The sequence below is a fragment of the Hyphococcus luteus genome (assembly GCF_002943565.1).
Taxonomy (GTDB): domain Bacteria; phylum Pseudomonadota; class Alphaproteobacteria; order Caulobacterales; family Parvularculaceae; genus Hyphococcus; species Hyphococcus luteus.
Genome location: NZ_PJCH01000006.1, coordinates 54,890 through 80,737 on the forward strand (window position 1 = coordinate 54,890; position 25,848 = coordinate 80,737).

The following is a 25,848-nucleotide window of genomic DNA, read 5'->3' on the forward strand; positions in this document are numbered from 1 at the left end:
ATTCGGTTCCTGAGACGAAACCGGCATGCTTGGCTAAGTTCGGATTCAGCTTTCATCCGCTATTCCATCAGCTGCTGATTACTCAACACTCAGGAGGCCGCCCTGACACAGGAATCTGCATCCGCTGGAGAGCAAAAAGCATCATACCAGCTGCGCTTTGTCGTATTGATGTTTGTCGTCTGCCTGTTCGACTTTGCTGACCGCGCCGTCTTTGCAGTCCTGGCGCAAACCATAAAGGTCGAGCTTCGGCTTTCTGATTTTCAACTTGGATTGCTGCAAGGTCTTGCATTCGCCTTTTTATACGCGCTTCTCGGCCTGCCTCTCGCTCGCTTTGCCGAACACGCCTCAAGACTGAAAATCATTTCAGCCTGTACGGCGTTCTGGTCCGTGGCGACCTTATGGTGTGGTTTCGCGCAGGGCTTTATCCAACTGGCCGTGGGCCGCATTGGCGTCGGCATCGGCGAGGCCGGTTTTTTGCCCGCCGCAAACTCGCTCGTGGGCGATCGGTTTCCCCGCAGCCGTCGCGCCTCGACCATGGGGCTGATCATGCTCGGCACGCCGGCCGGAATTCTGACCGGCGCTCTTATCGGTGGCCATGTCGCCGAGATCGCGAGCTGGCGGCACGCTTTTTTCGTGCTGGGCGTTCCTGGACTCGTGACCGCGCTGCTCGTTGTCTTATTGCTGAAAGAACCGGCTCGGGGTCTCATGGACAGCGGGAGCACAAAGAAAACGCCGGCGCCGGACTTTCCTGCCTTTCTGAAAGCGCTCCGGGCAAAACCGGCCCTCATGTTCATCATCGCCGGCGGCGCCATGGCGGGTTTCGGCAATACTTCGATCTCTCAATTTCTGGCGGTTTTTCTGGCGCGCGTGCACGATATGGATGTGCGCGAAACTGCGGCCTACTACGGCATGATCTCAGCAACCTTTCTCACGATTGGCTTGCTCGTTGGATCATTCGGCACGGACTGGCTGGCGCGGCGCGACGCAAGATGGCCGGCATGGGGCGGCGCGATCGGGCTCTCTATGGCGCCGCTAATATATTTTGTCGCTTTTAACACCCAAAACATAACGGCGGCGACCGGGCTTTTAATCCTTGCCGGTTCCTTTCTCATGATTTTCTACGCGCCGACTTCGGGGATGATACAAAATCTTCTCAATCCGCGCATGCGAGCGACCGGCATCGCCATATTCGCCATGCTCTATACGCTTGTCGGCTCCGGCCTTGGGCCGACCTTCATCGGGTTTGTCAGCGACGTCATGTCCGCCATTGCCTATAACGGCGACTTTGCGGTTGACTGTCCCGGCGGCGTCGCGAGGGATTTGAGCGATCATGCGCTCGTCTCGGCTTGTCATGTGGCGACAAGTCTCGGCATCAAGCGTGCATTGATGGTGGCGGTGTGTGTGTTTTTCGTCGCAAGTCTTTTTTATTACCTGGCTTCACGAACGCTCCGTGAGGATTTTTATAGCCCCGAGAAGGACGATAGCGCTTCGCAAGGCGTCAACTGAGCTGGGCGAAACGGGCTGACTTGATGCTTTTGAAAAACCCGTCTTCTAAACGATAAAGAATGATGCTTTCGATTTTGCGGACATCCCCCGCTTTAGTTGACCACAATTCGAAACCCGGCCAGTCTTTAACTGTTTTAAAGGTGGTGCGGCTGTGCATGGCGAACCCGTCCGGCGCAACAAGCAGATCTATGATTTCCAGATGCTCATCGATATGAGCTTTGACTTCCCTGTAAAAATCCACAACAGCCTGGCGGCCCGATAGCCGCATTCGGCCGCCCAAAACGAATTCGACATTATCAGCGTAATATTTTGCAAAACCCTCAAAGTCGGCGTTGTTGAAAGCTTTGATGTAGTCTTCGAAATCTTCCCGTCTCATAAAACCATCCTCGCTTCCGCACTAAAATGACACAGATTACAGCACTGCGTAATATCGAAAAAAGGATCGGTCGGGATCGGCGCGCCTTTCGCCGCCATCGACAATAATGATGCGGCCTGTCACGCTCAGGATGGCCCGGAGCGCGACGGAATCCGTTAAAGTGCGCAGATAGAACTTCCAGCACTTTGCACCTCCGGCGCCTGCAGGCGCTTTGGCGGTGCGCCCGTTTCAATCAGCAGCCTGTCATAGGCGATTGTAGCGCCCCTATCCGTATGAACGACTTTGGCGCTGCGATCGATTCGCGTCGCTGTTTCCCCAAGCGTAACTGGACGCCATGTTTTTCGAAGAAGTCGGGAGGCCGCAGATAAAGCCTGTCTTCCATCAATTCGCCTTTGAGGAAGGCCTTTGAAAGCGGCGGGGCTGGTAAGGGCGAACCGGCTCTGCGCCGAGCATGACAATCTCGCCGTCATATCCAGCCTGCCTCAGGGAGGCTGCGCCCTGTGCGCCTGCCTGCCCGACGCCGATAATGACGTAACATCCCATTTCGTAATCTCTTTCGCGATGCATCCAGTCTCAAGATCGCGAATCTTTTCCCCGTTGCGCAAAGCAGCAAGATTGTTATACATTTTAGTATCCTATAATAAAGCCGCCGGTTCTGCCAAGCCGTCCGGCGCACAAATCTCGAGGGGCGGAAAATGCGCGTAACTTCCGACAAAATTCTGGACTCTATAATACTCCTTGGGCGGATATTTCTCGGATTGACATATCTGCTAAGCGGACTGAACTGGTTTTTCGGATTCCTGCCCATGCCGTCAATCAATGGACCTGCGATGCCGATCAAGCATCAGGTCGTAGCGGAGATGATCAATACCGGCTGGATGTTCCAGATGACGAAAGTTGTTGAAATCATGGCAGGCGCGGCGTTGCTCGCTAACCGGTTCGTGCCGCTGGCGCTTGCTGTCGCGGCGCCGGTGGCGATCATGACTTTTCTGCTAGACGCCTTCATTCTCGACGCCTTTGTGCAATATTTCACCGGCGCCGTAACCTGGAAATATCTAGCGACCGAATTGCTTGACGTGATTTTCGGCGGCGCTTGCGTGCTATTTATTCACGCCTTCCTCATGCTCGCATTCTGGAATTACTACAGCCCGATGATGAGTTTTCGCGCAACGCCCGCACATCAGCTCAACGCAACAACCGCTGCAGGCAAGAATGCTGGCGGAAAACGCGCAGCTCTGATCGTATTGGGGGCGCCGGCGCTTGTTCTCGCCGGGATAAACGCGATCTGGATCGCCGGCATGGTCAATGAATGGCTTATACCCTGGAGCAGCCTTAAACTCTTACGCCTGCAATAAGCACCGCAGCCTGATTTTCTCTTGAAATTGTATTCAAAATAGTATTCTATTTTAACGGCGGAGGAAAGCAGCGCATCCGCCCATCAAGAACGCAAAAAGCGTCGGGGACGGAGCGCACTCATTCTTCTCTGAGCTTGAAGTTTGGCTGCCCGGCGGCGCCGGGCGTTGATGGCGGCGCACGGGCCCGGACAGGGCGGGCGCCTTACCGGCGAAGAAAGATCGACGTGGCGACAGCGCAAAGCGAGGCGAAGAACCGGCCCGAAAGCGGCGCGTGGACCCTGCGGTCGGCATACACTCTCGCCTTTCTCACCATCATCTACGGCTTCAATACGGCTGACCGGAACATATTCGGTCTGCTGATGCCTCTTATTCAAGCGGACATGAACATGTCCGACACAATGCTCGGCTTGATGTCGGGCCTTGTTTTTGCGCTGTTTTACACCTTCGCCGGTCTTCCCGTCGCCTGGCTGGCGGATCGCTGGAGCCGCCGCAATATTATCGCGATCGGCTTCACGATCTGGAGCATCGCCACAATCTGCACAGGCCTTGTCCAAAACGCCATCCAGATGGCGTTGTCGCGTTTTCTGCTCGGCGCCGGCGAGGCGGCGGGCATCGCTCCGTCAAACTCCATGGTAAGCGATCTTTTCGACAAAACGCGCCGCACACTGGCGTTGTCTGTTTTACAAACGGCAAATGCGCTCGGCATACTATTCAGTTTCCCGATCATTGGCTGGATCGCGCATCATCATGGTTGGCGCATGGCGTTCATTGCAGCCGGCGCGCCCGGCATCCTCTTGGCCCTGATCTTTTTCTTCACTGTCAAAGAGCCTGAACGCGGCGCCACCGATAAAGAAAAACCGCCGGAAACGGCGCCAGCAGACTTCATTTCCACGATGAAACGTCTCCTGAGCACGCGCAGTTATGTGCTCGTTGTGCTTTCCTCCATGCTTGTCGGCGTATCGCTGGCGGGCGTGCAAACATGGATCCCCACCTTCCTGGCGCGCATTCATGAGCTCAATCCACAGGACATCGGCGCCTATATCGGGTTCATCAGAGGGCCCGCCGGCATCCTCGGAGCCATTTCCGGGGGCTTTCTCACGACGAAACTCGCCCAACGAGACGAGCGGTGGCTTGTCTGGACGCCGGCGCTCTTCATGATTCTGCTTCTCATGTCGGATCTTGGAATGCTTTACGCCGTCTCGGGCGTCGGATGGAAGGTCGGCATGGCGCTGGAAACATTTTTCGGTTCGGCGCAGGTCGGCCCGATGTTCGCGCTGTGCCTGATGACTTCCGACGCGCGAACGCGCGCCGTCGCCACAGCGCTCTTGCTTCTCGTTGTCCATTTATTGGGCCTTACGACAGGACCACTAATCGTCGGCGTGCTTAACGACATGCTGGCGCCGTCAATGGGCGCCGCCGCCATTCGTTACTCGATCACCGTCGCCGCCCTGTTCTCTCTGGGCGCGTCAATCGTCTGTCTCACAATCAATAAAAGCGTGAAACCGGAAGCTGCGGCCTCAAGATGAGTCCTGTTGAAAACTGCACGGGAGAAATTTTATGCCTCGTACGAATTTCCTGATTTCCCTCATACTTGCCTTAACCGCCTCCTCCGCCTCGGCTGGCGAAGGGCCGCTCGTTATCGAAAAACAGGGCTATTTCTATACTAGCGGACAAGAATACGACACGGAGGTCGGCAAGGTCATCGCGGATCGGATGTATGTTGAATTCCAGATTCCGGCGAAGAAAAAACATCCCTATCCTGTCGTCTTTTATCATGGCGGCGGTAGCACCGGCGCCTATTGGGGCATGACGCCGGACGGGCGCGAGGGCTGGCGCGAATATTTCCTGCGAAAAGGCTACGCCGTTTACATTACCGACGCGCCGATGATCGGCCGCTCCGGCTATAACAGCCTTGTCGACCCGGAGTTGATTATCACGCCGCATAATCCTGAAGCCGCCGAGAGAATGTTCACGAACACAGAAGAAACGCCCCTCTGGCCGCAAGCCTCGAAACACACGCAGTTTCCGGGAACGGGAAAACGGGGAGACCCTATTTTCGAAGCTTTTGTTTCCCGCGGCGTGCCGACCGTCGAGGCCCTGCGACCAGGCAACGTGCCGCCGCCCCTGGAAGTGGTCGCGCGCACGGACAAGCTGGTTCAAAAGGAAACAGCAAAACTGCTCGAGAAGATCGGGCCCGCGATCATTGTCACGCATTCCAGGTCAGGCACTTTTGGCTGGCTTATCGCCGATGCGCGCCCCGAACTTGTCAAGGCCGTGGTGGCGGTCGAGCCCAACGGACCGCCCTTTGTAAACGCGCTGCCCGGTTCCGATCTGGAAGACATCGCCCGGCCTTACGGCCCCACCTACGCGCCGCTCACCTTCGATCCGCCCGTCGACGATCCGGCCGAGATTGCGCCGGTTGAAAGACTGGCGCCGGCAGACGAAGACCTTATCGGCTGCTGGCCGATGGCGGGAGAACAGCGCACGCTTCCCAATCTCAAGGACGTTCCCGTTCTCATCGTGACGGGCGAGGCCTCCTATCATGCGCAATATGATCATTGCACCGCCGAATTCCTGCAGGACGCAGGCGTGAACGCGGTTCACATTCCCCTCGGCTCCGTCGGCGTTCACGGCAACAGCCATGTGATGATGAGCGAAAAGAACAGCGACGCCGTCGCTGGGGTCATCGCCGACTGGCTCGACGATCACGTCAAATAGGGCCTCTGTCGAGGCAAGCCTATTTGACGATTGGCGGGCCCGGCTGCGCTCGAAAGACAAGCATTGGCGCATAGAACCGAAGATATGCGAACAACAAAAATACGTGAATAAGGAGCGTCAGCCCGCCGCCAATGAGCGGGCGGGTCAACGGCCATTCAAGAACGAGATCGTTATAGGCGATGACCAGTGTTACGGGAAAGGCGACGACAAGCGCCAACGGCGTGAACACATTTGCAAGCAGCATCAGGCCAGTTGCGACTTCAATAATTTTTACGATGAGAAGAAGATCGCTGACCAGCAATGCCTCCATAAGCTGGATCGGCACCGGATGATGCCCCATGGGCATGTGATCGGCGAACCAGTAAAGCAGGCCATTGAAGACAAACCAGGCGCCGAAGATCAACCGGCAAGCCAACACCGCATATTGCATTTTGTTCTCCCACCTTGGTCAGGATGCATTCGGATCCGCCTGTGGCGCTCCATGGGTATAAATCTCCGGCGGCATGGTCGATGCGACGCCCGCTTCAGCCAAGCGCCGTTCGAATTCCTCGCGCACAAAAGGATCCTCGTCCCGATAATCGATAGACTGCCCGCCCTCGCGCGTCGTTGCGAGCGCGCTTACGCCGGTTTCCCGGTTAAGATATTCATTCGGCACAGCGTTTGGTCCGCCCCAGAAATTGCACAAGCGCAAGGGTTTTGAGCCGACGCCGAAATGCTGGTGAAACCATTGGCCGCCGCCGGGCGCCGCGGCGACGAGGCCGCCATTCACATATTCAATGATGCGCACCTGATCTTCATTGCCGTCCTTCCATGGCGTGAAGCCATATTCGCGCGGCCAATTATAGGTGTAGCCTTCGCCGTCGAGACATACGAGTACGGCGCCGGATTCATGGTAGTGCGCCATAGAATAGCGCCCGATCGGATATTGGGCGACAAAACCGGTCTGTTCGTTCTCGAAACCGTGCCACATAGGCGTGATGCGCCGGTATCCGGGCGCACGCTGATTATCGAGAGGCAACTCGCAGTTGATTATGTCCGGGAAGAAGTTCGCCCGGATCGCCGCGCGTTTGTTGTAGGGGGTGGCGACAAGCTGTTCATTTGCATCGTAAAACCCCTTTCCGCCGAAGAATTGCGGAAACGGATGATCGTTGTTGAAAATGAACTCGCGGTCCCGAAACATGTTGAACATGCCCGGCGCATTGTTCGCCGCGATAAAAAGCGCGCGCTTGTTTGTCGAATTGATCAATCTGTAATTGACATTGGGTGGAATGCGGAACATCGAGCCCGGCTGCCACTCGAAATTGTGGCGATATCCCGTTTTTTCGTCGCTCCAGATTTCGACAGTCCCCCGCCCTTCTACGACAATGAAAAATTCATGATAGAGATGTTTTTCCGGCTCCGTCGATTTGGCGGGCGGAATTTCCATCACATACATGCCTTTAGAGCCTTCGAGCCCGTCGAGATAGAGAAATTGGCCGCGCGCGCCGCGCCGCGGCCAGTCGCCGAGCTCCAGCTCTCGCGTGTCGCGCACGCCAATGCCCCGGAAGACGGGTATCCCTTCTTCCTGCATGAAAATTTCATACCCGGTCTTTTGCCGCTCCCAGCGTTTCAGTCCGGCGTTTTCTTCGCCTTTCGGCGCTTTATAACTTTCGAGTTTCATATCAGTCATGAGAATGGGCCTGCTGTTTTACCGAACTTGCGAAAAGCAACGACTTGATGACAACAGGCAGCGCTCCGCTCGCGGGAAGCAATTCGCCTGCATCGATGTGATCGAATTCATGAACGTGGACGCCATCCAAGCACACGACGCCTCGCGCGTTTCCGGCGATTTCGCTAAGCCGCGCTCCAAAAACGCCGGCGACATCGCCGTCGATGACAACCAGAAATGGCGAACCTTCTCTGAGCCGGGGCGACAATGCATCGTGGACAGCTAAGGCTGCATCGCCAAGACGGCTATAGGTCGCCGGGCCCCGCCAGGCAAAGGCCACGCCCGGACATGTTGTCGCCGCGCCTCCCTCTAACAAGGGAAGCGCATCAGCGATCGACTTTTTGAAACCTTCGCCGTCGATAGCGTCATCGCCGAGATCGAATTTCGGTCTCAGAATGGGCGCATTGCGAATCGGAAGCAGACTTGGATCTGAGACAAAAATCGTATTGCCGGTAAGCTGTACGCTGTGCTGCGCAACGCCGAGCACTGTCGCGCGAATTCCCCGATCGAACGGAACGAGCTCCACGTCTGTTTTATCGACCTCACGGCGCAGGGCCTGGCCTAACAAAAGCCCGAGATCGCCGAATGTGCGGGTCTCACGGCCATATATATATTCCGAAACGCCGCCGGCAAACAGAACAGCGTCGATATGCGGCGCAGCCCCCTCTTCATAAAGCGGATCTGTGCGCAAAAGGGATTGGCCGCGCGGCGGTTCTTCAAGAATATTGACGTAACGCAGCACATTGCGGGCCAAAGCGCCCGCGATTCGCTCGGCGATCTCCGGCTTTAGAGGTTCTCCCTCCCAAAGATCGAGATCGAGGTCTTCGCGCACTTTGCGAGCCGGTTCTTCGATCTGGACAATGACGCCTTTTTCATCCGTTTTTACGACCCGCGCGCCGACATCAAGGGCGCAAAGACCGATAAGCTCGCCGTTACGCCAAACAGAAATTTTTGTCGTGCCGCCGCCGACATCGATATGCGCGAGGACCCCCTCCATTCCGGCGGAAACCGCCGCGGCGCCGACTCCGGCGGCGGAGAGCCGCGTCTCGAGAAGATCGCCGGCCGAAACAGCGACGAATTTTCCGGAATCATCGGCGACAGCGTCTGCAATTGGCCGTGCATTCTGCGAGGCAAGCGCAAGGCCCGTCAAAATCACGGCGCCGCTGTCTACGTCGCCCGGTTCTATCTCTGCGTTTGCGTATTCTTCATCGATAAACGCGCCAAGGGCTTTACTGTCGATCACGCCGGGCGCGGAATATGGCGTGAGTATGACTTTGGATTCATGCAGCAGCTTGCGCTCGGCAACCACGTAATGCGCATCTTCACGGACCAGCGTTATGCCTGAAAACGCAAGCTGCGATGTGGACGAACCGATGTCGAAACCGACTGTCGTCAGACTGATTGTATCGCCGGGCGATGCTAACGGATCTCCGAGATCGTGATAATGCTCCCATGGCGCATCATGCGGCATTGCGCACCGCCCGCCTGTATTTTTCAGGCATTGGTTTTGTATTCCTTGTCGGCAAGCCCCTCCGCCCGCCGCTCCGCTTTGGCTTCTTCTTCAATCCTTTTTTTCTCTTCCGCAGAAAGAAAATGACGATAATGCCGCGCTTTCGAAACCGGCGGCAAACCGCTTGCGATCCGGGCCCAGTTCTCGCCGCCATCTTCGGTTCCGAATACTTCGCCGACCGCTGTGCCCGCATAAAAGGCGAGCCCCTTTGGCGAAGAATGCATCGCCATAGCTTCTATATTGCCCTCGATCGGATCAGGCAGGCCGTTCATTTGTTCCGCCCATGTGCGGCCGCGATCATGGCTGACAATGAAGCCGGGAAAGGCGCCGCCTTCGACGCGCCAGGTTTCGGGCGCATCGCCGGCGCCGCCCAAATAAACCGTGTCGTCGTCACGCGGGTCCAGGAAAAGCGGGTCCGGATAGCCGACGCGATCCGTACGCTTTTGCTGATGCTCCCATGTCTTGCCGCCATCCTCCGTGTAATAGAGGCCGTCTCCGGTAGATAAGTGAATTCGGTTCTTATCGGAGCGCGCAACCGCCACACGGTGAACATCCCGATAAAAGCTGTCATCCTCAGAGGCGTATGCATCGAGTTCGCGCCAGCTCTTGCCGTCGTCTTCAGATTTCAATAGCGCGCCCTGCTCGACCAACGCATAGATGCAGCCCGGCTCAGCAGGGTTTAATGTCATGCATTTAACATGTGCGATATGCGGCGGCGGCGGAAACGTCCACTTTTCTGTGCCCGGCACTTTGTTCAGCGCCGACAACTCTTCCCAGCTTTCACCGAGATCGCGGCTGCGATAAAGGGCGGGCGGTTCAACCCCTGCATAAAGAATTGTCTCGCCGTCGCGCTGCTCGGATGCGAGAGAATATACGTGAGTCTTATCAATGCCTGAGAAACGCGGCGTCCAGCTTCGCCCTTCATCCTCACTGACAAAGATTCCGCCTTCCTCGCCGCGTCCATGGATCCCGGCGAACATCAGCCCAGAGCCCTCGTCGTAAAGCAGCGAACTGATATGGCGGTCTTCAAGTCCGCGCGCCTCAGCGCGCCACTCTCCGCTTGCATCGCGCAGCAAGGCATGAACGCCGCGCAACGTGCCAACGAAAAGCTTGTCTACGGGCTCGACGCCCTCGGTCTGATTCTGGCCATTCGGCGACAGGCAGGCAATCATCGTCCACCTCCAATTTATCTCTGTTTTGACTAACACAATTGGATACTATTTTGAAAGGCGGATAACAGCGGATTTCATTGGAAATCCATCAGAATCCAAAAAAAAGCCCTGCGGGCGGACCCGCAGGGCAAGTCAAGGAAGGTGCAATCTCCCGCCGACTTCCCGGCAGCCGATTGCAACCACTCAACTCAGAATGCTTTTCTGAGCTGAAAAGTGACCAGCCGCCCGAGAGCGCTGCCATAGGAAGGATCGAACAGGACACCAGGCGAAGTGTTGTTCAGCACCAATGGAGGATCCTGGTCGAAGACATTCTGCACAGCGAAAACAAACGTGATGTCGTTCGCCGGCGCCCAGTCGAACATGTCCTCTGTACGATAAACCAGCGACAGATCGACAGTCGTATAAGAGTCGATGTCCGTAGCCGACGGCACGGCGCTGAACTTCGATTCTATTTCATAAGAATTCGTGTAGTTGAGGAAGACAGTGCCGGAGAACCGCCCCATATCGGCGCCAGCTTCCAAACGTCCCCTGAAATTCAGCGGATAACCGAAATTATTGACTTGCTCTGACAGAGGAAGGAATGGCGTCGCTGCTTCCTCATAGTTCAAAACATAGGTTGCAAGCGCGCCGAAACGCAAGCCGCCAAAGTCCGTATCAAGATTATAGCGCGCTGAGAAGTCGAGACCGTCTGTCTTCACAACGCCGACATTGTTCCGGCGGCCATCGATTACGGCGATCACCGTATTCGGATCGCTCGACCCGGGAAGCGGAAGCCGGAACGCCGTTTCATATTGAGTGAAAAGGCCCGAAACCTCCGGCACCGGCGCCGCCGCCGCAAGCGCGGCGAGGACGGCGTCGAATTCCGCCATGGAAACTTTCGACGAAGAGAAGAATCGCGGATTCCGAAGCACAAAGGCGTCATAGCCCGGATCGCTGAGCGCAGCCGAAGCGCCGGCGTTGAAGGCGGGGAAATCGACTTTGCCCTCATATTTCACATTGTAGTAAGTGAGATCGACCGTAAGCCCTTCGACCGATGGCGGCGTCCACTCAATTCCAAGAGACCATGTGCGCGCCGTTTCCGGCCCGAGAGCGCTGTTCCCGCCGACAATGTAAGTCACCGGTTGGGAACCTGCGCCGCCGGTATAACTCGCATCCGTAATGGTGGAGCCCGCGGCGACGCGCGGCAACAACGCCGCTGTGGAGGCCGGGTTATTGTCAGCGAGGCTGGGCGCGCGGAAAGACGTCCCATAGCTGCCGCGAATCTTCACCCCTTCAACCGGGACCCAGTCCACCCCGATTTTCGGATTCGTCGTGCTGCCGAAGTCATTATAATCTTCAAAGCGCACAGCCGCGGAGATGTTAAGCGACTGGACCATCGGCATTGCGTTGCCGGAACCAACCACGGGCAAGTACAACTCGCCGAAGGCTGCCTTGACCTTGCGCGCCGGGCTGGGCGTAAGAGTTGTCGATTCCGGTCCGCGCGTATTGCCAGTGACGATATTGACGAACACGTCTTTATAATATTCGCCGCCAACTGCGATGCTGACATCGCCGCCGGGCACGGAAAAAATGGGGCCGCCTAAATTCGCCGAAAAATGGGTGCGGTCGAATTCGAAACCGGTTTCATTAAAGCCCTGAATATAGGAAAGAGTTTCGGGGCTGTTGCATCCGGGCGTGCCGTCGCAGAAAGGGTTGAACGCCGGAACGGAGCCTACAGACCCCGCCAGGACCTCTGCAAGCCGCGAACCGCGGATCAACGTGTCATTGTTCGAACGGTTTTCGGAATGCCCTTTCGCGCCGAAAAACTCTCCGCTCCATTCATGGGGCAGGCTGAAACGCAGACCAAATACGCCATTATAGACTTCTTCATAGCCGAACCGGCGATCTCCCCCGAAATCCTGCACATAATTATACTGCACCGTCAGCGCGCCGGAGCACATGATCCCGTAAGGGTTCGTGAAAGGCGCATTTGCAGCGTTGCAGGGACTATAAGGGTTGGTGTCCGGGACAGTCATGGTCTGCCCGACGCGACCGGTCTGATCGATCTCGAACTCGCGGTTGGAATAGAAACCGTCGCCGAAAAGTTCGACCCCCTCAAACAATTGCTGATAGAAGTTGAACACGACATTGTCCTGATCGATTTCAGGACTTGCATCTGCTTCGAGCCAGATATTCGTGCGATTCACGCTTGTCGACAGATCCGAGAGATTGACATCGCCGCCGCCGCCCGACGGAATGCCGTAAATATCGTTTCCGACGACAACGTTCCCGGGAATGGCGAATGTTGAGGACGGCGCTCCGCCATAGGACGAGAAGTCGTCGCTATAAAGGTCCGGGCGTTGCGTGGCTTCCAGATGATCGCGGTGAAGGTGCTCGGCCGCCACCATAAAGCCGCCCGTATCCCATTCCTGGCCAAAGACGCCGCTGATATCCCAGCGCTGCGCGCCATCGACAAATCCGAAACCGGACTTGATTTCCGCGCCGTCAAAAGGTTTGCGCATGATATAGTTGACCACGCCGGCGATTGCATCGGACCCGTAGATTGCTGATGCGCCGTCGGCGAAAATTTCGATGCGCTCCATCGCAATCAACGGAATCGTCGCAGAGTCGAAAACCTGCATGTTCGGCCCCATCGGCGGGACCCGGTGATTGTTGACCAGACTGAGCGTCGCCGCGGTGCCAAGACCGCGCAAATTCGGCGAATTTGTATATGTCGTATTGAGCGTCTCACCCTGGACTTCACGTCCGCCGGCGCGGTTTTCCGTTCCCGCGAATGACAGCACCTGCGGTGATTTGCGCAGCAGATCGGCGGAACTTGTCAGACCGACATTGTCGATATCCTCCTGGCCTATAGCCTGAACATTCGACCCGACGGGATCGATTCCCTGAATGCGCGTTCCGGTTACGACGAGTTCGTCTTCGACTTCCTCGTCCTGTGCAATAGCTGGCGCAGCAAACGCCAGCGCGATTGCCGACACCGTCATTCCCAACATGCCTGGCCGACAGCTAGAAACGGCGATTCTCTTTTCTGCCTTCTTTGTCATGATGCATTCCCTCACCCATATTGCCCGCTTTATTGCGGATTATGCGGAGCATCATATTATTGTATGCTATATTGGTATACTATCTTAGCTACATAAATTTTAGCCGATATGTATTTTTTGAAGAGGTGTGGCGTTTTCACATCCCTCGGCTGTCATTAAGAAAGAAGGCCGTAGGCTGAATATTTGCGCAAAAAGTCAGATAGCCTTCGCATGACGCGAAAGCATTCATACATACAGATGCAGCGCCGCAAGCCTTACCGGCGCAAGCCCGAAAAGCGGCTTGGCGGCAAATCAAGCGCAATACGGCCATAACCGCTTGCCGCCTGATCCCAACCGAAGGCGGTATGAGCGGTCGACGAGTTTGCATCGCGCCAGAAGCGTTGGATGGGCGACCCGTCGTAAATCCCAGAGCCGCCGGCTGATTCAAAAAGCTTTGTCGTCGCGTAGCGAGCCTTTTGAGCTGCGTAAGCAAGGTTGCGCTGCATGCGCGCGCGTTCCAGCGGTGTCAGAATGCTCATGTCGGAGGCGTTATCGAGTTTACGCGCATCGGCCAAAATAAGCGTCGTCGCCGCTTCGATATCTGTCGAGCATTCAGCCAATCGCGCAAATAAAGACCCGCTTTCACCCGCCTGATCGGGATCCATTGCCCCGAACTTCTTTTTTAAGCCTTCGAGAGAAACCTCGAGCGCGCCTGCAGCCATGCCCAATGGCGCGCCGATTAAAGAAAACGGAAGCGCGACGGGAAACGGCGCTGAATAAACCGCGGTCTCTTTGTGAATCTCTGCGCCGGGCGTCGTGCCTTTCATGATATCGGCCGAAAGAACCGTCCGGTATTCAGGAATAAACGCGTCTTTTATTCGTATGGATCTGCTTCCCGTGCCGCGCATCCCGGCAGTGTGCCAGTCATCGACAACCTCAACTTCGCTCATGGGAATCAGGAAGTAACGGGGTTCAAGAACGTCATCGTCCCGCTTGACAGCACAACCGACGACAACCCAATCCGCGAAATCCACGCCGCTGCAAAATCGTCCCTCTCCGTTCTTCAAGCGATAGCCATCTTGTTCGACTGTAACCTCGCCTGACAAACGAAATACCGAAGCGGTAAGAGACTGATCTACGGAAAAGACCTCGTCCTGCGCCTGTTGCGGAAACAGTGCGACCATCCAGTTATGCCCGGCAAGAACCCCGTAAACCCAGCCAGTCGAGCCGCAAGCAGAAGAAAGCGCACGCGTAACCTCTACCAGAGGGGCGAAGCCTTTTTCCATGCCGCCATAGGCCCGCGGAGTCATGAGCGCAAAGAGTGAGGCTTGTTTGAGTTCGTCGATGGTTTCCGATGCAACCCGCCGATTTTTGTCGACCTCCGCCGCGCGTTCTCGAATCGCCGGCATGAGCGCCGCCACATCCCGCAAAATGCTTTCTTCATCGACGCCGGCCTCGGGCGCGGGACCAACGGCGGCATTTTTCTTCAAGACAGCCTCTTGATTAACGCCCACTATCGCCGCCTCCCTCTTGCGCGGAGCCTTTGGCAACCGCTCATCTCAAAATCGGATACTCTTTTGCATATTATTTTTCCCGCCGTCAAGTGGCTCGGCGCACGCTGAAATGCGGAAATATGTTTAATTTTCAACTATTTAGACTGTCTTTCGCCGGAAAAGTCGGTGAGTTGCTTTTATACAATTTTGTATGCACTCTTGCCTTCGGACCTGAAAAACAAAGCCAAACCGGTCTCGGGAGGAAGATTCACCACATGAGCGACGCCAATACACCGCCCGCCGTCAATATTGCGGCCTTGATCGACGATGGAGATTGGGCCGGCTACCAGAAACTCATCGTGGCGCTGGCGGCGCTCGCCTTCATAGTCGACGGACTGGCCAATCACGTGCTTGGCTTGGCGATCCCTGCACTGATTGCCGATTGGGGAGAGCAGCGCGACGCCTTCGCAAAAGTGGCCGCGCTGAGCATGGCTGGCGTCGGCATCGGCGCGGTGTGCGGCGGCGCTTTAGGCGACCGATTCGGGCGCCGGTTCGGCCTCATTCTCAGCATTGCCGTCTTCGGCGCAGCGACTCTGGTTGCGACACTGGCAGTGAATACGCACCAGTTAATGTGGATTCGTTTCATTGACGGCCTTGCCCTAGGCGCCGCGATTCCCAATGGCGCAGCGCTGGTTTCGGAATTCACGCCGGCGAAACGCCGTCCGATCGCGATTGCTCTCGGCATGGTTTTTATTCCTGTCGGCGGATTTTTATCGGGCGTGCTCGGGTCTTTCGTCCTGCCTGTGCTCGGATGGAAGGGATTATTTTTAATTGCGGGCGCCCTTTCAATGGGCGTCAGCGCGCTTCTCTTCGCCGCGTTGCCGGAATCACCGCGCTTTCTCTCACGATGTAAAGACCGCCGAAAAGAGTTGCTGACTGTTTTAAGACGCTGCAAATACGAAATTGCAGACGATGCTGAACTGATTGACGAAGAAGCGACGACCGCTTCCGCTTCGGTCAAAGAGCTCTTCGGCGCCGGCATCCGGCGCGACACGCTGGCCCTCTGGATTGCCTTTTTCTTCTGCCTGCTTGGCGCTTATGCGGTCTTCAGCTGGGTTCCCACCATGCTTTCCGAGCGTGGATTTAACTTGGCCCAGACCAGCGCCGGCATGACCGCCTACAATCTTGGCGGCTGCATTGGGGGCGTCTTTTCCGGGTGGATCATTATCTCGATAGGCACACGGAACATAAGCTATATTATCGGCGTTGGCGGCGTCTTGAGCGCGCTCCTGCTCGCCATTCTCCCGCTCGATCCCAGGGCAGGCCTTCTTGTTCCTGCAATCGCGCTTGTCGTTATGGGCGTGTTTTCCGCAGGCCTGCACAACCTGGTCTACACGCTTGCGGCGACAATTTATCCGCCTACGGTTAAAGCGACGGGTGTCGGCGCCGCCGCTGGTCTTGGCCGCCTCGGCGCGGTCGCAAGCTCTTTCGCCGGAACGATCGCCCTCACTGCTGGCGGATCGACGGGGTATTTCGTCCTGATCGCCGTCTCAACGATGATCTCCGTCACTGCAGCGGCCTTCGTATCACGCCAAATTCCGCCTAATCGCGAACCTGGCGGGACGCCGCTCTTTGCAAAGACGCCCGCTCTCGAACGGAATTGATCCGATGGGCAGGCTGGATGGAAAAACAGCGCTGATCACCGGCATCGCCAGCGGCCAGGGACGCGCTGCAGCGCTGCTCTTTGCAAAGGAAGGCGCGCGCGTTTTCGGCTGCGATATCGATCAGGCCGGCGCAGATAAAACCGTCGATCTCGCCCGCGAGGCGGGATGCGAAATCAACTCAGCCGCGCCTGTCGATCTTTCTATCGAGAAAGAAGCGGCCGCATGGGTCAAGGAAACGGCAAAACGCGCCGGACGCATCGACATTCTTTACAACAATGCCTCGCATGGCCGCGTCGGCCCTTTTCCCTCAATGCGGACGGAGACATGGAATTTCACTATCCGCAATGAGCTAGACCTCATCTTTTTCGTTACCCAGGCGGCCTGGCCTTATCTGATGAAAAACGGCGGCTCGATCATCAACACCGGCTCGATCATCGCACGCCGCGGCAATGACATGCCCATGTCCGCCCATGGCGCCGCGAAGGCCGGCGTGCATGCGCTCACCGTTCATATGGCGCTCGAGGGCGGCCCCTTCGGCATTCGGGTCAATACAATCAGCCCCGGCCTCATCCGCGCAGGCGGCCTCGGCGAAATGATGGATGACCCGTTCACCAATCTGCACAAACAGATTGAAACTTCGCCGCTCGGACGCGTCGGCGAACCGGAAGACGTCGCGCCGCTCGCCGTTTTCCTTGCCTCTGACGAGGCCTCTTACATCACCGGGACGGAAGTCGTCGTCGACGGCGGACAGTCTCTGGGGCTTGGCATGTCGTTTGAAAAACCGCAACCGGTGGATCTCAGCGGCGGCGAAAAAATTCTCATCGACACGGGAGATGGGGAAGCGGATGCTTTTCTGTTTTTGCCGAAAAACAAAAATCAAAGCCCCGGCGTCATTCTTTATACAGATATTATGGGCGTGCGCCCCGCATTCAAGCGCATGGCGGAACGGCTCGCAAACGCCGGTTTTGCAGTTCTCCTTCCAAATCTGTTTTATCGCGTCGCCGAACCGTTCAATCCTCCGCTATCCGTACACCGCTCCGTCGATTTCGGACGCCTCCTCAATATCGCCAGCACCCTGAACCGGGACCTGCTAGAGCGCGACGCCGGCGCTTATATCGGTGCGCTGCGCGCGCATTCCGGCGTCAAAAACACCGCGCTTGGATGCGTCGGCTATTGCATGAGCGGCGCCATGGCGATGTGGACCGCCGCCGCCTATCCCGCCGAAATCGGCGCGGTTGCAAGTTTTCATGGAGGCCATCTGTCCACGGATGCGCCTGACAGTCCGGACCGCCTTGTTGCGGAGAAAAAACCCAAAGCAACTTTTTATTTCGGTTGCGCCGAAACGGACCCGTTCATGAAGCCGGAGGCGATCACATCCCTTAAAGAGCGGCTCGCCGCAGCAGGCTTGGAAGCGGAAACTGAAATCTATGATGGGACATATCATGGATTCGCGATCGAAGACGCTTCTTATGACAAGGCGGCGAGCGAACATCACTGGTCGCGTCTTGTCGATTTTCTGAAGAACGCAATCGGCTGATAAAACGGGATCCGGTTTATGACGCAGAACAAGAAGCTGAAACTCGGGGTCTTCGCATTCAATCTTGACGGCGGTTTTACAGCGACGACTGCGCCTGAGCGGTATCAACTTTCATGGGACAATGTGCTCGATGTGGCGCGCGCCGCCGACGAAGGCGGCCTCGATGCGCTTATTCCGCTCGGACGCTGGAAAGGACTCGGCGGAAAAACGGATTTTCAGGGTAAAAACTATGAAACCCTGACATGGGCGGCGGGGCTGGCCGCCTCGACAAAACGCATCAATGTCTTTGCGACGGTCCATGCGCCGGTCATCCACCCAATCGTCGCCGCCAAACAATGCGCCACCATCGATCACATTTCCGGCGGGCGTTTCGGCCTCAATGTCGTTTGCGGGTGGAACCCGGCTGAGTTCGCCATGTTTGGCTCTCCGGTGATGAGCGCGGACGCCCGCTACGACTATGCGCGCGAATGGGTGGAGATCGTGCGGCGCCTGTGGACGGAAGAGAAACCATTCGATTTTGAGGGCGCCTATTTCAAGGCGGCGGGAGCAATTTCAAAACCGCTTCCGATCGCGCGTCCGCATCCGCCGATCATGAACGCCGGCCGCTCGCCGGACGGCATGCGCTTCGCCGCGCAATACGCCGATCTAGCCTTTCAGGATGTTCTTGAAAAAGACTTCGACGAAACCCGGTCCCGCGTCGCCGAACTCCGCCGCATTGGACGCGAGGAGTTCGGCCGAGAATTCGAAGTCTGGACAAGCGCCTGGATCATATGCCGGCCCACGACAAAGGAAGCGAATGAATTTTATCGTCACGCCATTCATGATTACGGCGATTTCGACGCGCTGAAAGGCTTGCCGCCTTCTCTCATTCCGTCACCGGAAACCACGCCGCCGGAAATCCTTAAAGAGATTCAACACCGCGCCCTCGCCGGTTTCGGCGGCGCGCATATGATCGGCTCGCCCGAGGAGATCGCCGAGAAGCTCAAAGCGTTCTCTGACGCAGGCTTCGACGGAACCGTGATGACCTTCATTGACTATCAGCGGGATGTGCGCGGCTTCATCAAGGATGTCCTGCCGCTGCTTGAACAGGCGGGTCTCCGCCAACCCGCATAGCGCTTTATGCGACAGGATAGCCGGGTTCGTCAATTTCATCCGCATGGCCGGCGGATCCCAGATTGCGCACGAGATCGCTCGCAAGCCAATCATGGGGATAGCCAAGCACAATTGCGCTCGCCGCATCGAGGCGCTGGACATGCGTCTCGTCGAGCGTCATTGCAAAGGCGGCAAGATTTTCTTCAAGCTGTTCAAGCGTTCTGGCGCCGATAATCGGAATAATCGACGCCTTGCGCTTTGCGTTCTGCGCGCGAACCCAGCCGAGCGCAACTTGCGCCGCGCTTGCGCCGGTCTCCTTCGCGACAGCCTCCACCGCATCAAGAATGGCCGTCTCGCGCGGTCCGGCCTCTTTAAGGACGCGCCCTCCCCCCTTGCTCATGCGGCTGTCAGCGTTTTCCTGTTTTCGATATTTTCCACTTAACAGTCCTCCCCCGAGGGCCGCCCAGGCCATAACCCCTATTTCCAGCCCTTCCGCCATAGGCAACAATTCACGCTCAATGGACCGCTCTGCGAGACTGTATTCCGCTTGAATGCATGCAACTGACGGCCCATGCGTCGCCTCGGCCAGCGTCGCGGCGCGCGCGATGCGCCAGGCCGGGAAGTTGGAAAACCCTGCATAGAGCGCTTTTCCCGCCGACACGACATCCTCGAAGCCCCGCAAGATCTCCTCAACCGGCGTAACGCCGTCGTCGAAATGAACCTGGAATATATCGACCCTGTCGGTCCGCAGACGCCGGAGGCTTTTCTCCAGCGAACGGAGCATGTTTTTGCGGCTTGCGCCGGTCTTCGAGACGGAATGCGTGCGCCCCGGGCCGCCGCCATACTTTGTGCTGACCACAAAATGATCGCGGTCGGTCTCAAGAAAGCCGCCGATGAGGCTTTCCGATTCCGAGTTCTGGTAGCCGTCGGCGCAATCCAGAAAATTGCCGCCGGCTTCTGCATAGCGGTTGAAAATCTTGCGCGCTTCTTTTTCTTCAGCGCCCCAGCCCCAGGCCGTTCCAAAAGTTGCGGTCCCAAGCGCAGCCTCGCTGACGCGCAATCCGGTTCGGCCCAGGAGCTTGTAACGCATGCCGCTTTCCTTCATCTAGCTTGCAGACCGGCTCCGACCCCATAACTCATCGCTGGCAAGCCGCGCTCCTTCGGAGAGCATTTTCAGTTTCGCCCACTGGATGCTCGGATGCACGCGACGTAAAAACGGACTCTGTGCGAAGCCACAATCCGTCCCGGCCATGACATTCTCACGGCCAACGAGCCTTGCAAGCCGGGAGAGACGGTCCGCGACAAGCTGCGGGTGCTCGACGACATTGGTCGCGTGACTTACGACGCCGGGAACAAGCTTGCGGCCGGGCGCGGGCTTGCGGGACTCCCATATCCGCCATTCATGCTCATGACGCGGATTGGCCGATTCAAAAAGATAGTGTCCGACATTGAGGGTCAGCACGAGATCAACCAGATATTCGAAAGGCACATCGAACATATGCGGGCCGTTCCAGCTGCCCCAGCATATATGATACCGGGTTTTTTCCGTTGGTATGCCTTCCAGCGCATGATTCAGCGCATCAATACGCATCTGCGCCCAACGCTGATATTCCTTGACCGACTTAGGCGGCACCATGCGCTCAAACTGAGTCGTCATGAACGCATCATCGATCTGCACGCTAAGCCCTGCATCGACGACGGCCTTGTACTCTTCGCGAAGAACCTCCGCGAGCGCGAACAAGAACTTCTCTTCAGTCCCGTAATATTCGTCCTTGACGTTGGGAAGAGCACTCGCAGGGGCGACACATGGCAAAAAAGCGCCTTCGACATTCGCTGCACCGGCAGCGGCTTTTAAATTGTCGATGTCGCGCCGCACCTGATCATAGCCGGTGTATTTCAATGGCTCGTCGCATATCACCCTCATGCGGCGGCGGCGCGTAAATCCCACATTGTCGTACTCTGCATAAAAGTCCGCAAACGACTCCCTGTCGGGTCCGCCCAGCGGGCTCAGCATCGGATCTTTTTCCTCTTCCGGCGTCATTTCACGCTGGCGGATGCCGGTCATGCGGCGATGAATATAGAACGCCCAGTTGACGCCCTTGCCATATTCGCCGTCGCTTACGACGTCGATACCAGCGTCAGCCTGTTTGCGCACGACGTCTGCGATGCTGTCTTTCAAGCAGGTTTCGTAGGCGCTTTTGTTATAGTCAGCGCCATCCTCGATGGCGCGCAGATATTTCACCAGCCCTTCCGGCCGGACAAGGCTGCCCACATGCGTGGCGAGAATACGATCTTGCGTTTGCGTCATTAGCTCAACTCCCTGATTGCGTCTTTTCTGTTATATTGGCTGTAGCGCTCAGGCGCGTTCTGAACGCCGTTCCTGTCGTCCAAAATCAATTGCGCCGCTTTTTCCGCGATCATGATGACCGGCGCATTGGTGTTGCCGCCAACAACCCGCGGCATAACCGAAGCATCAGCAACCCGCAGTTTCGCTATGCCGCGCACGCGCAAGCGCGCATCCGTCACCGCATCGGGGCCGACGCCCATAGCGCACGCGCCGGCGGAATGATGCGCTGTGACGACAGTGCGGCGGTGAAGGGCGTCGAGCGCTTCGTCAGTTTCAATGCCGGGGCCCGGCCACAATTCTTCGCCGATCAGTTCCGATATGGGCGGCGTCCGGAAGAATTCCCGCAGACGGCGCACGGCGCGGCGAAGAACGGCGCGGTCCTCGGGCGCCTCCAATAGATTAAGTCTTATTCGCGGCGGCGCTTTTGGATCGGCCGAACGAAGCTTCACCCAGCCCCGGCTTTCAGGATGAAGCATTACCGCCATGGCCGACATGACATGACCGATGCCTTTGCGGAAGGGCGGCATCCAGATGCGCGAATCGATTCCGGTTGGATAAAAATTAGCCTTGATGTCGGGGCGGTTGAGTCCATTCTTCGTGCGCATGAAGCCCATGCCTGTAATGGGAAGCTGCACGGCGTCGCCGGAACGGGAAAACATCCACTGCGCGGTCGTCAGCGCAAGCCGGTCGAAGCGAAGGCGTGATTCAAACCCTACAGGGCGGGTCAGCGAATAACCTACGCTGGTTATCGGATGCTCCTGAAGGTTGCGGCCGACCCCGGGCAGATCATGCACCGGCGCAACCCCGGCCTCATGCAATTCGTCAGCCGGGCCGACCCCGGACAGCAGGAGCAGTTGCGGGGAGTTAAAGCTGCCGGCGCACAGAATGATCTCGGCTTCAGCCCGGGCTGTCTCGACTTTGCCGCCATGCTCATACTCAACAGCGACGGCTTCGCATTTTTCGATAAGAATACGCCGCGTCAGCGCGCGCGTCTTCACAGTAAGATTCGGCCGACTAAGCACAGGGCGCAGAAAAGCCGCTGATGTTGAGGCTCTGCGTCCCTTGTCAACAGTGAACTCCGCAGGCGCGAATCCTTCCGCAATGTCTCCATGATGGTCGTCGAGAACATCGTAGCCAAGCGCGCGCGCGGTCGACATGACGCGCGGAAAAATTTCATCGTCAGACCGCATCTTCGAGACGGCAAGCGGGCCGTCCCCGCCGTGATGCGCCCCCTCCCCGCGCCAGTTGCGCTCCGAACGCAGAAAATACGGCAGGACGCTTTCAAAGTCCCAGCCGGAAAGTCCGAGATCGGCCCATTCATTGTAATCGTCCGGGTGCCCGCGCGAATACACCATGCCATTTATGGATGACGTGCCGCCGAGCGTTTTGCCTCGCGGCAGCATCACTCGCCGATCATCCGCGAAAGGTTCGGGTTCGCTCTCGTAGTTCCAGTTGTAAGCGCGCTCTTTCATTACCTTCAAGAATGCGAGCGGCATGGCCATGAGCGGATGGTTGTCAGGTCCGCCGGCCTCAAGCAGCAAAACCCGGATTGACGGGTCTGCGGACAGGCGGTTCGCCAAAACACACCCCGCCGAACCGGCTCCGATCACAATATAGTCGTAATCCGCCAATTTCCTTCCCTTCACCGCCCGCCAGAATTACGGGGATTGCATTCTTCTTTTCATGGTTTATACCAGAATGTATGCATTTTAGTAAGACAATCTTCAAACTGCGGCGTCTTTCGCAGGAGGATGAGCGCCCATGCTGAAATGGCGCATTGGCGACATCACGGTAACCCGCATCGTCGATATGGAAGAGCCCCATGCCGACGGCGCTTTTTTGATGCCCGACGCCACCCGCGAAGCGGTCGCGGCTATTGACTGGCTGCGTCCGAATTTCGCCGATGAGGAGGGGAACATCAAAATGAGTTTCCACGCCTTCGTCGTGGAAACGCCTTCCGTCACGATCATGGTCGACACTTGCATCGGTTCCGACAAAGACCGCGGCGGCGGGCCTATGGACAAGTTGAAGACGCCGTTTCTGGAAAACCTTGCCGCCGCAGGATTCTCACCCGAGGATATCGATGTCGTCCTGTGCACGCATCTACACATAGATCATGTGGGCTGGAACACGCGTCTCGTCGACGGGCGCTGGGTCCCGACCTTTCCGAAGGCGCGCTATCTTATGGGCAGGACTGAATTCGATTTCTGGCGCGATCAGGAATTCGACCAACTGCACCAACTTGTTTTCGACGATTCCGTACGCCCCGTCTTCGAGGCCGGCCTTGTCGATCTTGTCGAGACCGATCACAAAATTTGCGAGGAAGCCCGACTTGTTTCGACGCCCGGGCACACGCCGGGCCATGTGAGCGTCGAACTCGAATCGAAGAACGAGCGCGCCTTCATTACCGGCGACATGGCGCATCATCCATGCCAGCTCGCCCACCCCGAATGGGCCACCAATTTCGACAGCGACAAGTCGCAATCCACCGATACGCGCCGCCGCGTTTTCGCCGAACTTGCCGGCAAGCCTGTACTGGTGCTTGGCACTCATTTCGCCGAGCCCACGGCCGGACGCATCGTCCGGGACGGCGACGCTTTTCGACTCAAAACCTGAACGAAACATTGCGTTATGAAGCAGGCTGACAGGCATTTCATCAATGGCGCATGGCGTGCGTCTAAAGGCGACACGCAGTTTCCTGTCGTCAATCCGGCAACGGAAGAAGAATTCGGGTCCGTTGCCCTCGGCGCCAAGAGCGATATCGACGACGCCGTCGCAGCCGCCAAAGCTGCATTTCCCGGCTGGTCGCAAACGACACGCGCCGAACGCTGCGCCTATATCGAGCGCATTTTGCAGGCTTATGAGAAAAAATCAGAAGCGATTGCGCAAGCGCTGACGCAAGAGATGGGCGCGCCTCTCCGTCTCGCCCGTCAACAAGCCGCCATGGCGATGAGGCACATGGAAATTGCGCTTGAGGTTCTCGACGCCTTCGATTTTGAGACGATAGAAGGCGGCTGTAAAATCCTTCGCGATCCGGTTGGCGTCAGCGGCGCCATCACGCCCTGGAACGCGCCCGCAAGCCAGCTCATCTGCAAAACCGCGCCTGCTTTCGCCGCCGGCTGCGTTGTTATTGCAAAACCGAGCGAGCACGCGCCTTTCTCTGCGCGTCTCGTCGCCGAAGCGATCGCCGAAGCCGGTCTGCCCGACGGCGTCTTCAATCTGGTATTCGGAAACGCCGCCGCCGGGGCTGCGCTGAGCGCGCACCCCGATGTGGATATGATCTCCTTCACGGGCTCCGCCGCCGGCGGCGGCGCGGCCGCGCAAGCCGCCGCGCCCACGATCAAACGCGTTCATCAAGAGCTTGGCGGCAAAGGCGCCAATATCATTCTCGACGATGCGGACATCGAAGCGGCGGTCAAGACGGGCGTCGCTGCAATGATGTTTCATAGCGGCCAGACCTGCGGCGCGCCCAGCCGCATGCTTGCGCCGCGGCGGTTTTACAAGGACATCGTTGAAATCGCTGTCAGCGCTGCGCAGGCGCTTGTGGTCGGCGATCCCCTGAACGAAGGCACTGAGCTCGGCCCGCTCGCCAACCGCCCGCAATATCAGCGCGTTCTGGCCATGATCGCCGCCGGCGAGAAAGAAGGCGCGCGGCGCGCCGCCGGCGGACAGAGGCCCGGCGGCCTGGATAAAGGCTTCTTCATAAAACCGGTCATATTCACCGACGTGGAGCCGACCATGACAATCGCACAGGAAGAAATCTTCGGGCCGGTTCTGTGCATTATACCTTATGAAGATGACGATGAAGCGGTCGCCATCGCAAACGGCACGCCGTTCGGGCTAACCGGTTACGTTCAGTCTTCCGACGCGCAACGCGCCGCCCGCGTCGCCGCGCGATTGAGGGCGGGATATGTATCCATAAACTATCCGCCCATTGACTTCCGGGCCCCTTTTGGCGGCTATGGGCGCTCAGGCAACGGACGCCAGTTCGGCGTTTACAGCCTCGAATCTTATCTTGAAACAAAGGCGATCATTCGCGCCGCCCCATGGGATGCGTAACAAAAAGCCTTTCTACGATGGAGAAACAAATGAACCTCAAAACAATCCTGGCGACCTTGTTTGCATCAATTGCGCCCGCCGCGGTTTACGCCCATGGCGGACATGAACACGCCGAAGGCGCAACGCATGCACTCGCTCACTTCGCCATCTCAGCCGCAAAATGGTCGCCGTTGATTGTGGTCATGGCTGTCGCCGCGATCGTGCTGTTCAAAATAGCCGGATCCTCAAAACGTCCTGATAAAAACAGCGCAGCAGATAACGAACGGCGCTAGACGCTTCGCGCACAAA

General features: G+C 57.4%; 20 protein-coding genes. 10 read left to right on the forward strand and 10 right to left on the reverse strand.

Going from position 1 to position 25,848, the window contains the following annotated elements; translation table 11 throughout:
• The first annotated feature begins 168 nt into the window (after positions 1–168).
• On the forward strand, positions 169–1,506 hold the full coding sequence (locus tag CW354_RS11000; RefSeq protein WP_104830139.1) for a spinster family MFS transporter: 1,338 nt from the start codon (positions 169–171) through the stop codon (positions 1,504–1,506).
• Here CW354_RS11000 and CW354_RS11005 read toward each other — a convergent pair.
• Positions 1,499–1,882 (reverse strand): nuclear transport factor 2 family protein, encoded by a 384-nt coding sequence (locus tag CW354_RS11005; protein ID WP_104830140.1) that lies wholly within the window; start codon positions 1,880–1,882, stop codon positions 1,499–1,501. The genes CW354_RS11000 and CW354_RS11005 overlap by 8 nt on opposite strands.
• 806 nt (positions 1,883–2,688) lie before the next feature.
• On the opposite strand from CW354_RS11005, the gene CW354_RS11015 reads away from it, so the two are divergent.
• The 3 genes from CW354_RS11015 to CW354_RS11025 all read left to right on the forward strand — a co-directional run bounded on the left by CW354_RS11015 (position 2,689) and on the right by CW354_RS11025 (position 5,955).
• Positions 2,689–3,237: a hypothetical protein gene (locus CW354_RS11015; RefSeq protein ID WP_133162282.1), complete on the forward strand. Its 549-nt coding sequence runs from the start codon at positions 2,689–2,691 to the stop codon at positions 3,235–3,237.
• Positions 3,238–3,461: 224 nt separating this feature from the next.
• Positions 3,462–4,763 (forward strand): spinster family MFS transporter, encoded by a 1,302-nt coding sequence (locus CW354_RS11020; RefSeq protein ID WP_165793658.1) that lies wholly within the window; start codon positions 3,462–3,464, stop codon positions 4,761–4,763.
• 31 nt (positions 4,764–4,794) lie between these two features.
• Positions 4,795–5,955 (forward strand): alpha/beta hydrolase, encoded by a 1,161-nt coding sequence (locus tag CW354_RS11025; RefSeq protein ID WP_104830144.1) that lies wholly within the window; start codon positions 4,795–4,797, stop codon positions 5,953–5,955.
• 19 nt (positions 5,956–5,974) lie between these two features.
• On the opposite strand, the gene CW354_RS11030 is transcribed toward CW354_RS11025, so the two are convergent.
• From CW354_RS11030 to CW354_RS11055, 6 genes are all read right to left on the reverse strand, one after another.
• Complete coding sequence (locus tag CW354_RS11030; RefSeq protein ID WP_104830145.1) at positions 5,975–6,385, reverse strand: DoxX family membrane protein; 411 nt, start codon at positions 6,383–6,385, stop codon at positions 5,975–5,977.
• A gap of 18 nt (positions 6,386–6,403) precedes the next feature.
• Positions 6,404–7,624, reverse strand: coding sequence for a cupin domain-containing protein (locus tag CW354_RS11035; protein WP_104830146.1), 1,221 nt, complete (start codon positions 7,622–7,624; stop codon positions 6,404–6,406).
• A complete protein-coding gene (locus CW354_RS11040) occupies positions 7,617–9,134 on the reverse strand; it encodes an ethanolamine ammonia-lyase reactivating factor EutA (RefSeq protein WP_104830147.1) in 1,518 nt (505 codons plus the stop codon). Before CW354_RS11040 ends, CW354_RS11035 begins: the two co-directional genes overlap by 8 nt.
• A gap of 23 nt (positions 9,135–9,157) precedes the next feature.
• A complete protein-coding gene (locus CW354_RS11045) occupies positions 9,158–10,345 on the reverse strand; it encodes a WD40/YVTN/BNR-like repeat-containing protein (RefSeq protein ID WP_108723958.1) in 1,188 nt (395 codons plus the stop codon).
• A 188-nt stretch (positions 10,346–10,533) separates the two neighbouring features.
• Entirely contained in the window at positions 10,534–13,329 is a 2,796-nt protein-coding gene (locus CW354_RS11050) for a TonB-dependent receptor plug domain-containing protein (RefSeq protein WP_165793659.1), read from the reverse strand.
• Positions 13,330–13,643: 314 nt separating this feature from the next.
• Positions 13,644–14,858 carry an acyl-CoA dehydrogenase family protein gene (locus CW354_RS11055; RefSeq protein ID WP_207764766.1) on the reverse strand — a complete coding sequence of 405 codons (1,215 nt, stop codon included), beginning with the start codon at positions 14,856–14,858 and terminating at the stop codon, positions 13,644–13,646.
• Between the two features lie 278 nt (positions 14,859–15,136).
• On the opposite strand from CW354_RS11055, the gene CW354_RS11060 reads away from it, so the two are divergent.
• From CW354_RS11060 to CW354_RS11070, 3 genes are read left to right on the forward strand one after another with little or no spacing between them, the layout of a single operon-like run.
• Positions 15,137–16,525: an MFS transporter gene (locus CW354_RS11060; protein WP_165793660.1), complete on the forward strand. Its 1,389-nt coding sequence runs from the start codon at positions 15,137–15,139 to the stop codon at positions 16,523–16,525.
• 4 nt (positions 16,526–16,529) lie between these two features.
• A complete protein-coding gene (locus tag CW354_RS11065) occupies positions 16,530–18,062 on the forward strand; it encodes an SDR family oxidoreductase (protein WP_104830150.1) in 1,533 nt (510 codons plus the stop codon).
• A gap of 18 nt (positions 18,063–18,080) precedes the next feature.
• Entirely contained in the window at positions 18,081–19,175 is a 1,095-nt protein-coding gene (locus CW354_RS11070) for an LLM class flavin-dependent oxidoreductase (protein WP_104830151.1), read from the forward strand.
• A gap of 4 nt (positions 19,176–19,179) precedes the next feature.
• Here CW354_RS11070 and CW354_RS11075 read toward each other — a convergent pair whose 3' ends face one another.
• From CW354_RS11075 to CW354_RS11085, 3 genes are read right to left on the reverse strand one after another with little or no spacing between them, the layout of a single operon-like run.
• Positions 19,180–20,244 carry an aldo/keto reductase gene (locus tag CW354_RS11075; RefSeq protein ID WP_104830223.1) on the reverse strand — a complete coding sequence of 355 codons (1,065 nt, stop codon included), beginning with the start codon at positions 20,242–20,244 and terminating at the stop codon, positions 19,180–19,182.
• 15 nt (positions 20,245–20,259) lie between these two features.
• Positions 20,260–21,462, reverse strand: a complete 1,203-nt coding sequence (locus CW354_RS11080) for a cobalamin-independent methionine synthase II family protein (protein ID WP_104830152.1) — start codon at positions 21,460–21,462, stop codon at positions 20,260–20,262.
• Positions 21,462–23,132: a GMC family oxidoreductase gene (locus CW354_RS11085; RefSeq protein ID WP_104830153.1), complete on the reverse strand. Its 1,671-nt coding sequence runs from the start codon at positions 23,130–23,132 to the stop codon at positions 21,462–21,464. Before CW354_RS11085 ends, CW354_RS11080 begins: the two co-directional genes overlap by 1 nt.
• Positions 23,133–23,262: 130 nt before the next feature.
• Between CW354_RS11085 and CW354_RS11090 the strand changes: the two genes are divergently transcribed.
• Genes CW354_RS11090 through CW354_RS11100 form a run of 3 tightly spaced genes read left to right on the forward strand, consistent with a single transcriptional unit; the run spans position 23,263 to position 25,832 of the window.
• The gene (locus tag CW354_RS11090; RefSeq protein WP_207764767.1) at positions 23,263–24,117 is read left to right on the forward strand and encodes an MBL fold metallo-hydrolase; all 855 of its coding nucleotides are present in this window, start codon (positions 23,263–23,265) and stop codon (positions 24,115–24,117) included.
• 15 nt (positions 24,118–24,132) lie between these two features.
• On the forward strand, positions 24,133–25,560 hold the full coding sequence (locus tag CW354_RS11095; RefSeq protein ID WP_104830154.1) for an aldehyde dehydrogenase family protein: 1,428 nt from the start codon (positions 24,133–24,135) through the stop codon (positions 25,558–25,560).
• 29 nt (positions 25,561–25,589) lie between these two features.
• Positions 25,590–25,832, forward strand: coding sequence for a hypothetical protein (locus CW354_RS11100; protein WP_133162283.1), 243 nt, complete (start codon positions 25,590–25,592; stop codon positions 25,830–25,832).
• The last annotated feature ends 16 nt before the right edge of the window (positions 25,833–25,848 follow it).

Coding starts and splice junctions, on each gene's coding strand:
- CW354_RS11000 (WP_104830139.1), top strand. CDS start 169: ATGTTTGTCGTCTGCCTGTTCGACTTTGCTGACCGCGCCGTCTTTGCA.
- CW354_RS11005 (WP_104830140.1), bottom strand. CDS start 1,882: ATGAGACGGGAAGATTTCGAAGACTACATCAAAGCTTTCAACAACGCC.
- CW354_RS11015 (WP_133162282.1), top strand. CDS start 2,689: ATGCCGTCAATCAATGGACCTGCGATGCCGATCAAGCATCAGGTCGTA.
- CW354_RS11025 (WP_104830144.1), top strand. CDS start 4,795: ATGCCTCGTACGAATTTCCTGATTTCCCTCATACTTGCCTTAACCGCC.
- CW354_RS11030 (WP_104830145.1), bottom strand. CDS start 6,385: ATGCAATATGCGGTGTTGGCTTGCCGGTTGATCTTCGGCGCCTGGTTT.
- CW354_RS11035 (WP_104830146.1), bottom strand. CDS start 7,624: ATGACTGATATGAAACTCGAAAGTTATAAAGCGCCGAAAGGCGAAGAA.
- CW354_RS11040 (WP_104830147.1), bottom strand. CDS start 9,134: ATGCCGCATGATGCGCCATGGGAGCATTATCACGATCTCGGAGATCCG.
- CW354_RS11045 (WP_108723958.1), bottom strand. CDS start 10,345: ATGATTGCCTGCCTGTCGCCGAATGGCCAGAATCAGACCGAGGGCGTC.
- CW354_RS11050 (WP_165793659.1), bottom strand. CDS start 13,329: ATGACGGTGTCGGCAATCGCGCTGGCGTTTGCTGCGCCAGCTATTGCA.
- CW354_RS11060 (WP_165793660.1), top strand. CDS start 15,137: ATGAGCGACGCCAATACACCGCCCGCCGTCAATATTGCGGCCTTGATC.
- CW354_RS11065 (WP_104830150.1), top strand. CDS start 16,530: ATGGGCAGGCTGGATGGAAAAACAGCGCTGATCACCGGCATCGCCAGC.
- CW354_RS11070 (WP_104830151.1), top strand. CDS start 18,081: ATGACGCAGAACAAGAAGCTGAAACTCGGGGTCTTCGCATTCAATCTT.
- CW354_RS11075 (WP_104830223.1), bottom strand. CDS start 20,244: ATGCGTTACAAGCTCCTGGGCCGAACCGGATTGCGCGTCAGCGAGGCT.
- CW354_RS11080 (WP_104830152.1), bottom strand. CDS start 21,462: ATGACGCAAACGCAAGATCGTATTCTCGCCACGCATGTGGGCAGCCTT.
- CW354_RS11090 (WP_207764767.1), top strand. CDS start 23,263: ATGCTGAAATGGCGCATTGGCGACATCACGGTAACCCGCATCGTCGAT.
- CW354_RS11095 (WP_104830154.1), top strand. CDS start 24,133: ATGAAGCAGGCTGACAGGCATTTCATCAATGGCGCATGGCGTGCGTCT.
- CW354_RS11100 (WP_133162283.1), top strand. CDS start 25,590: ATGAACCTCAAAACAATCCTGGCGACCTTGTTTGCATCAATTGCGCCC.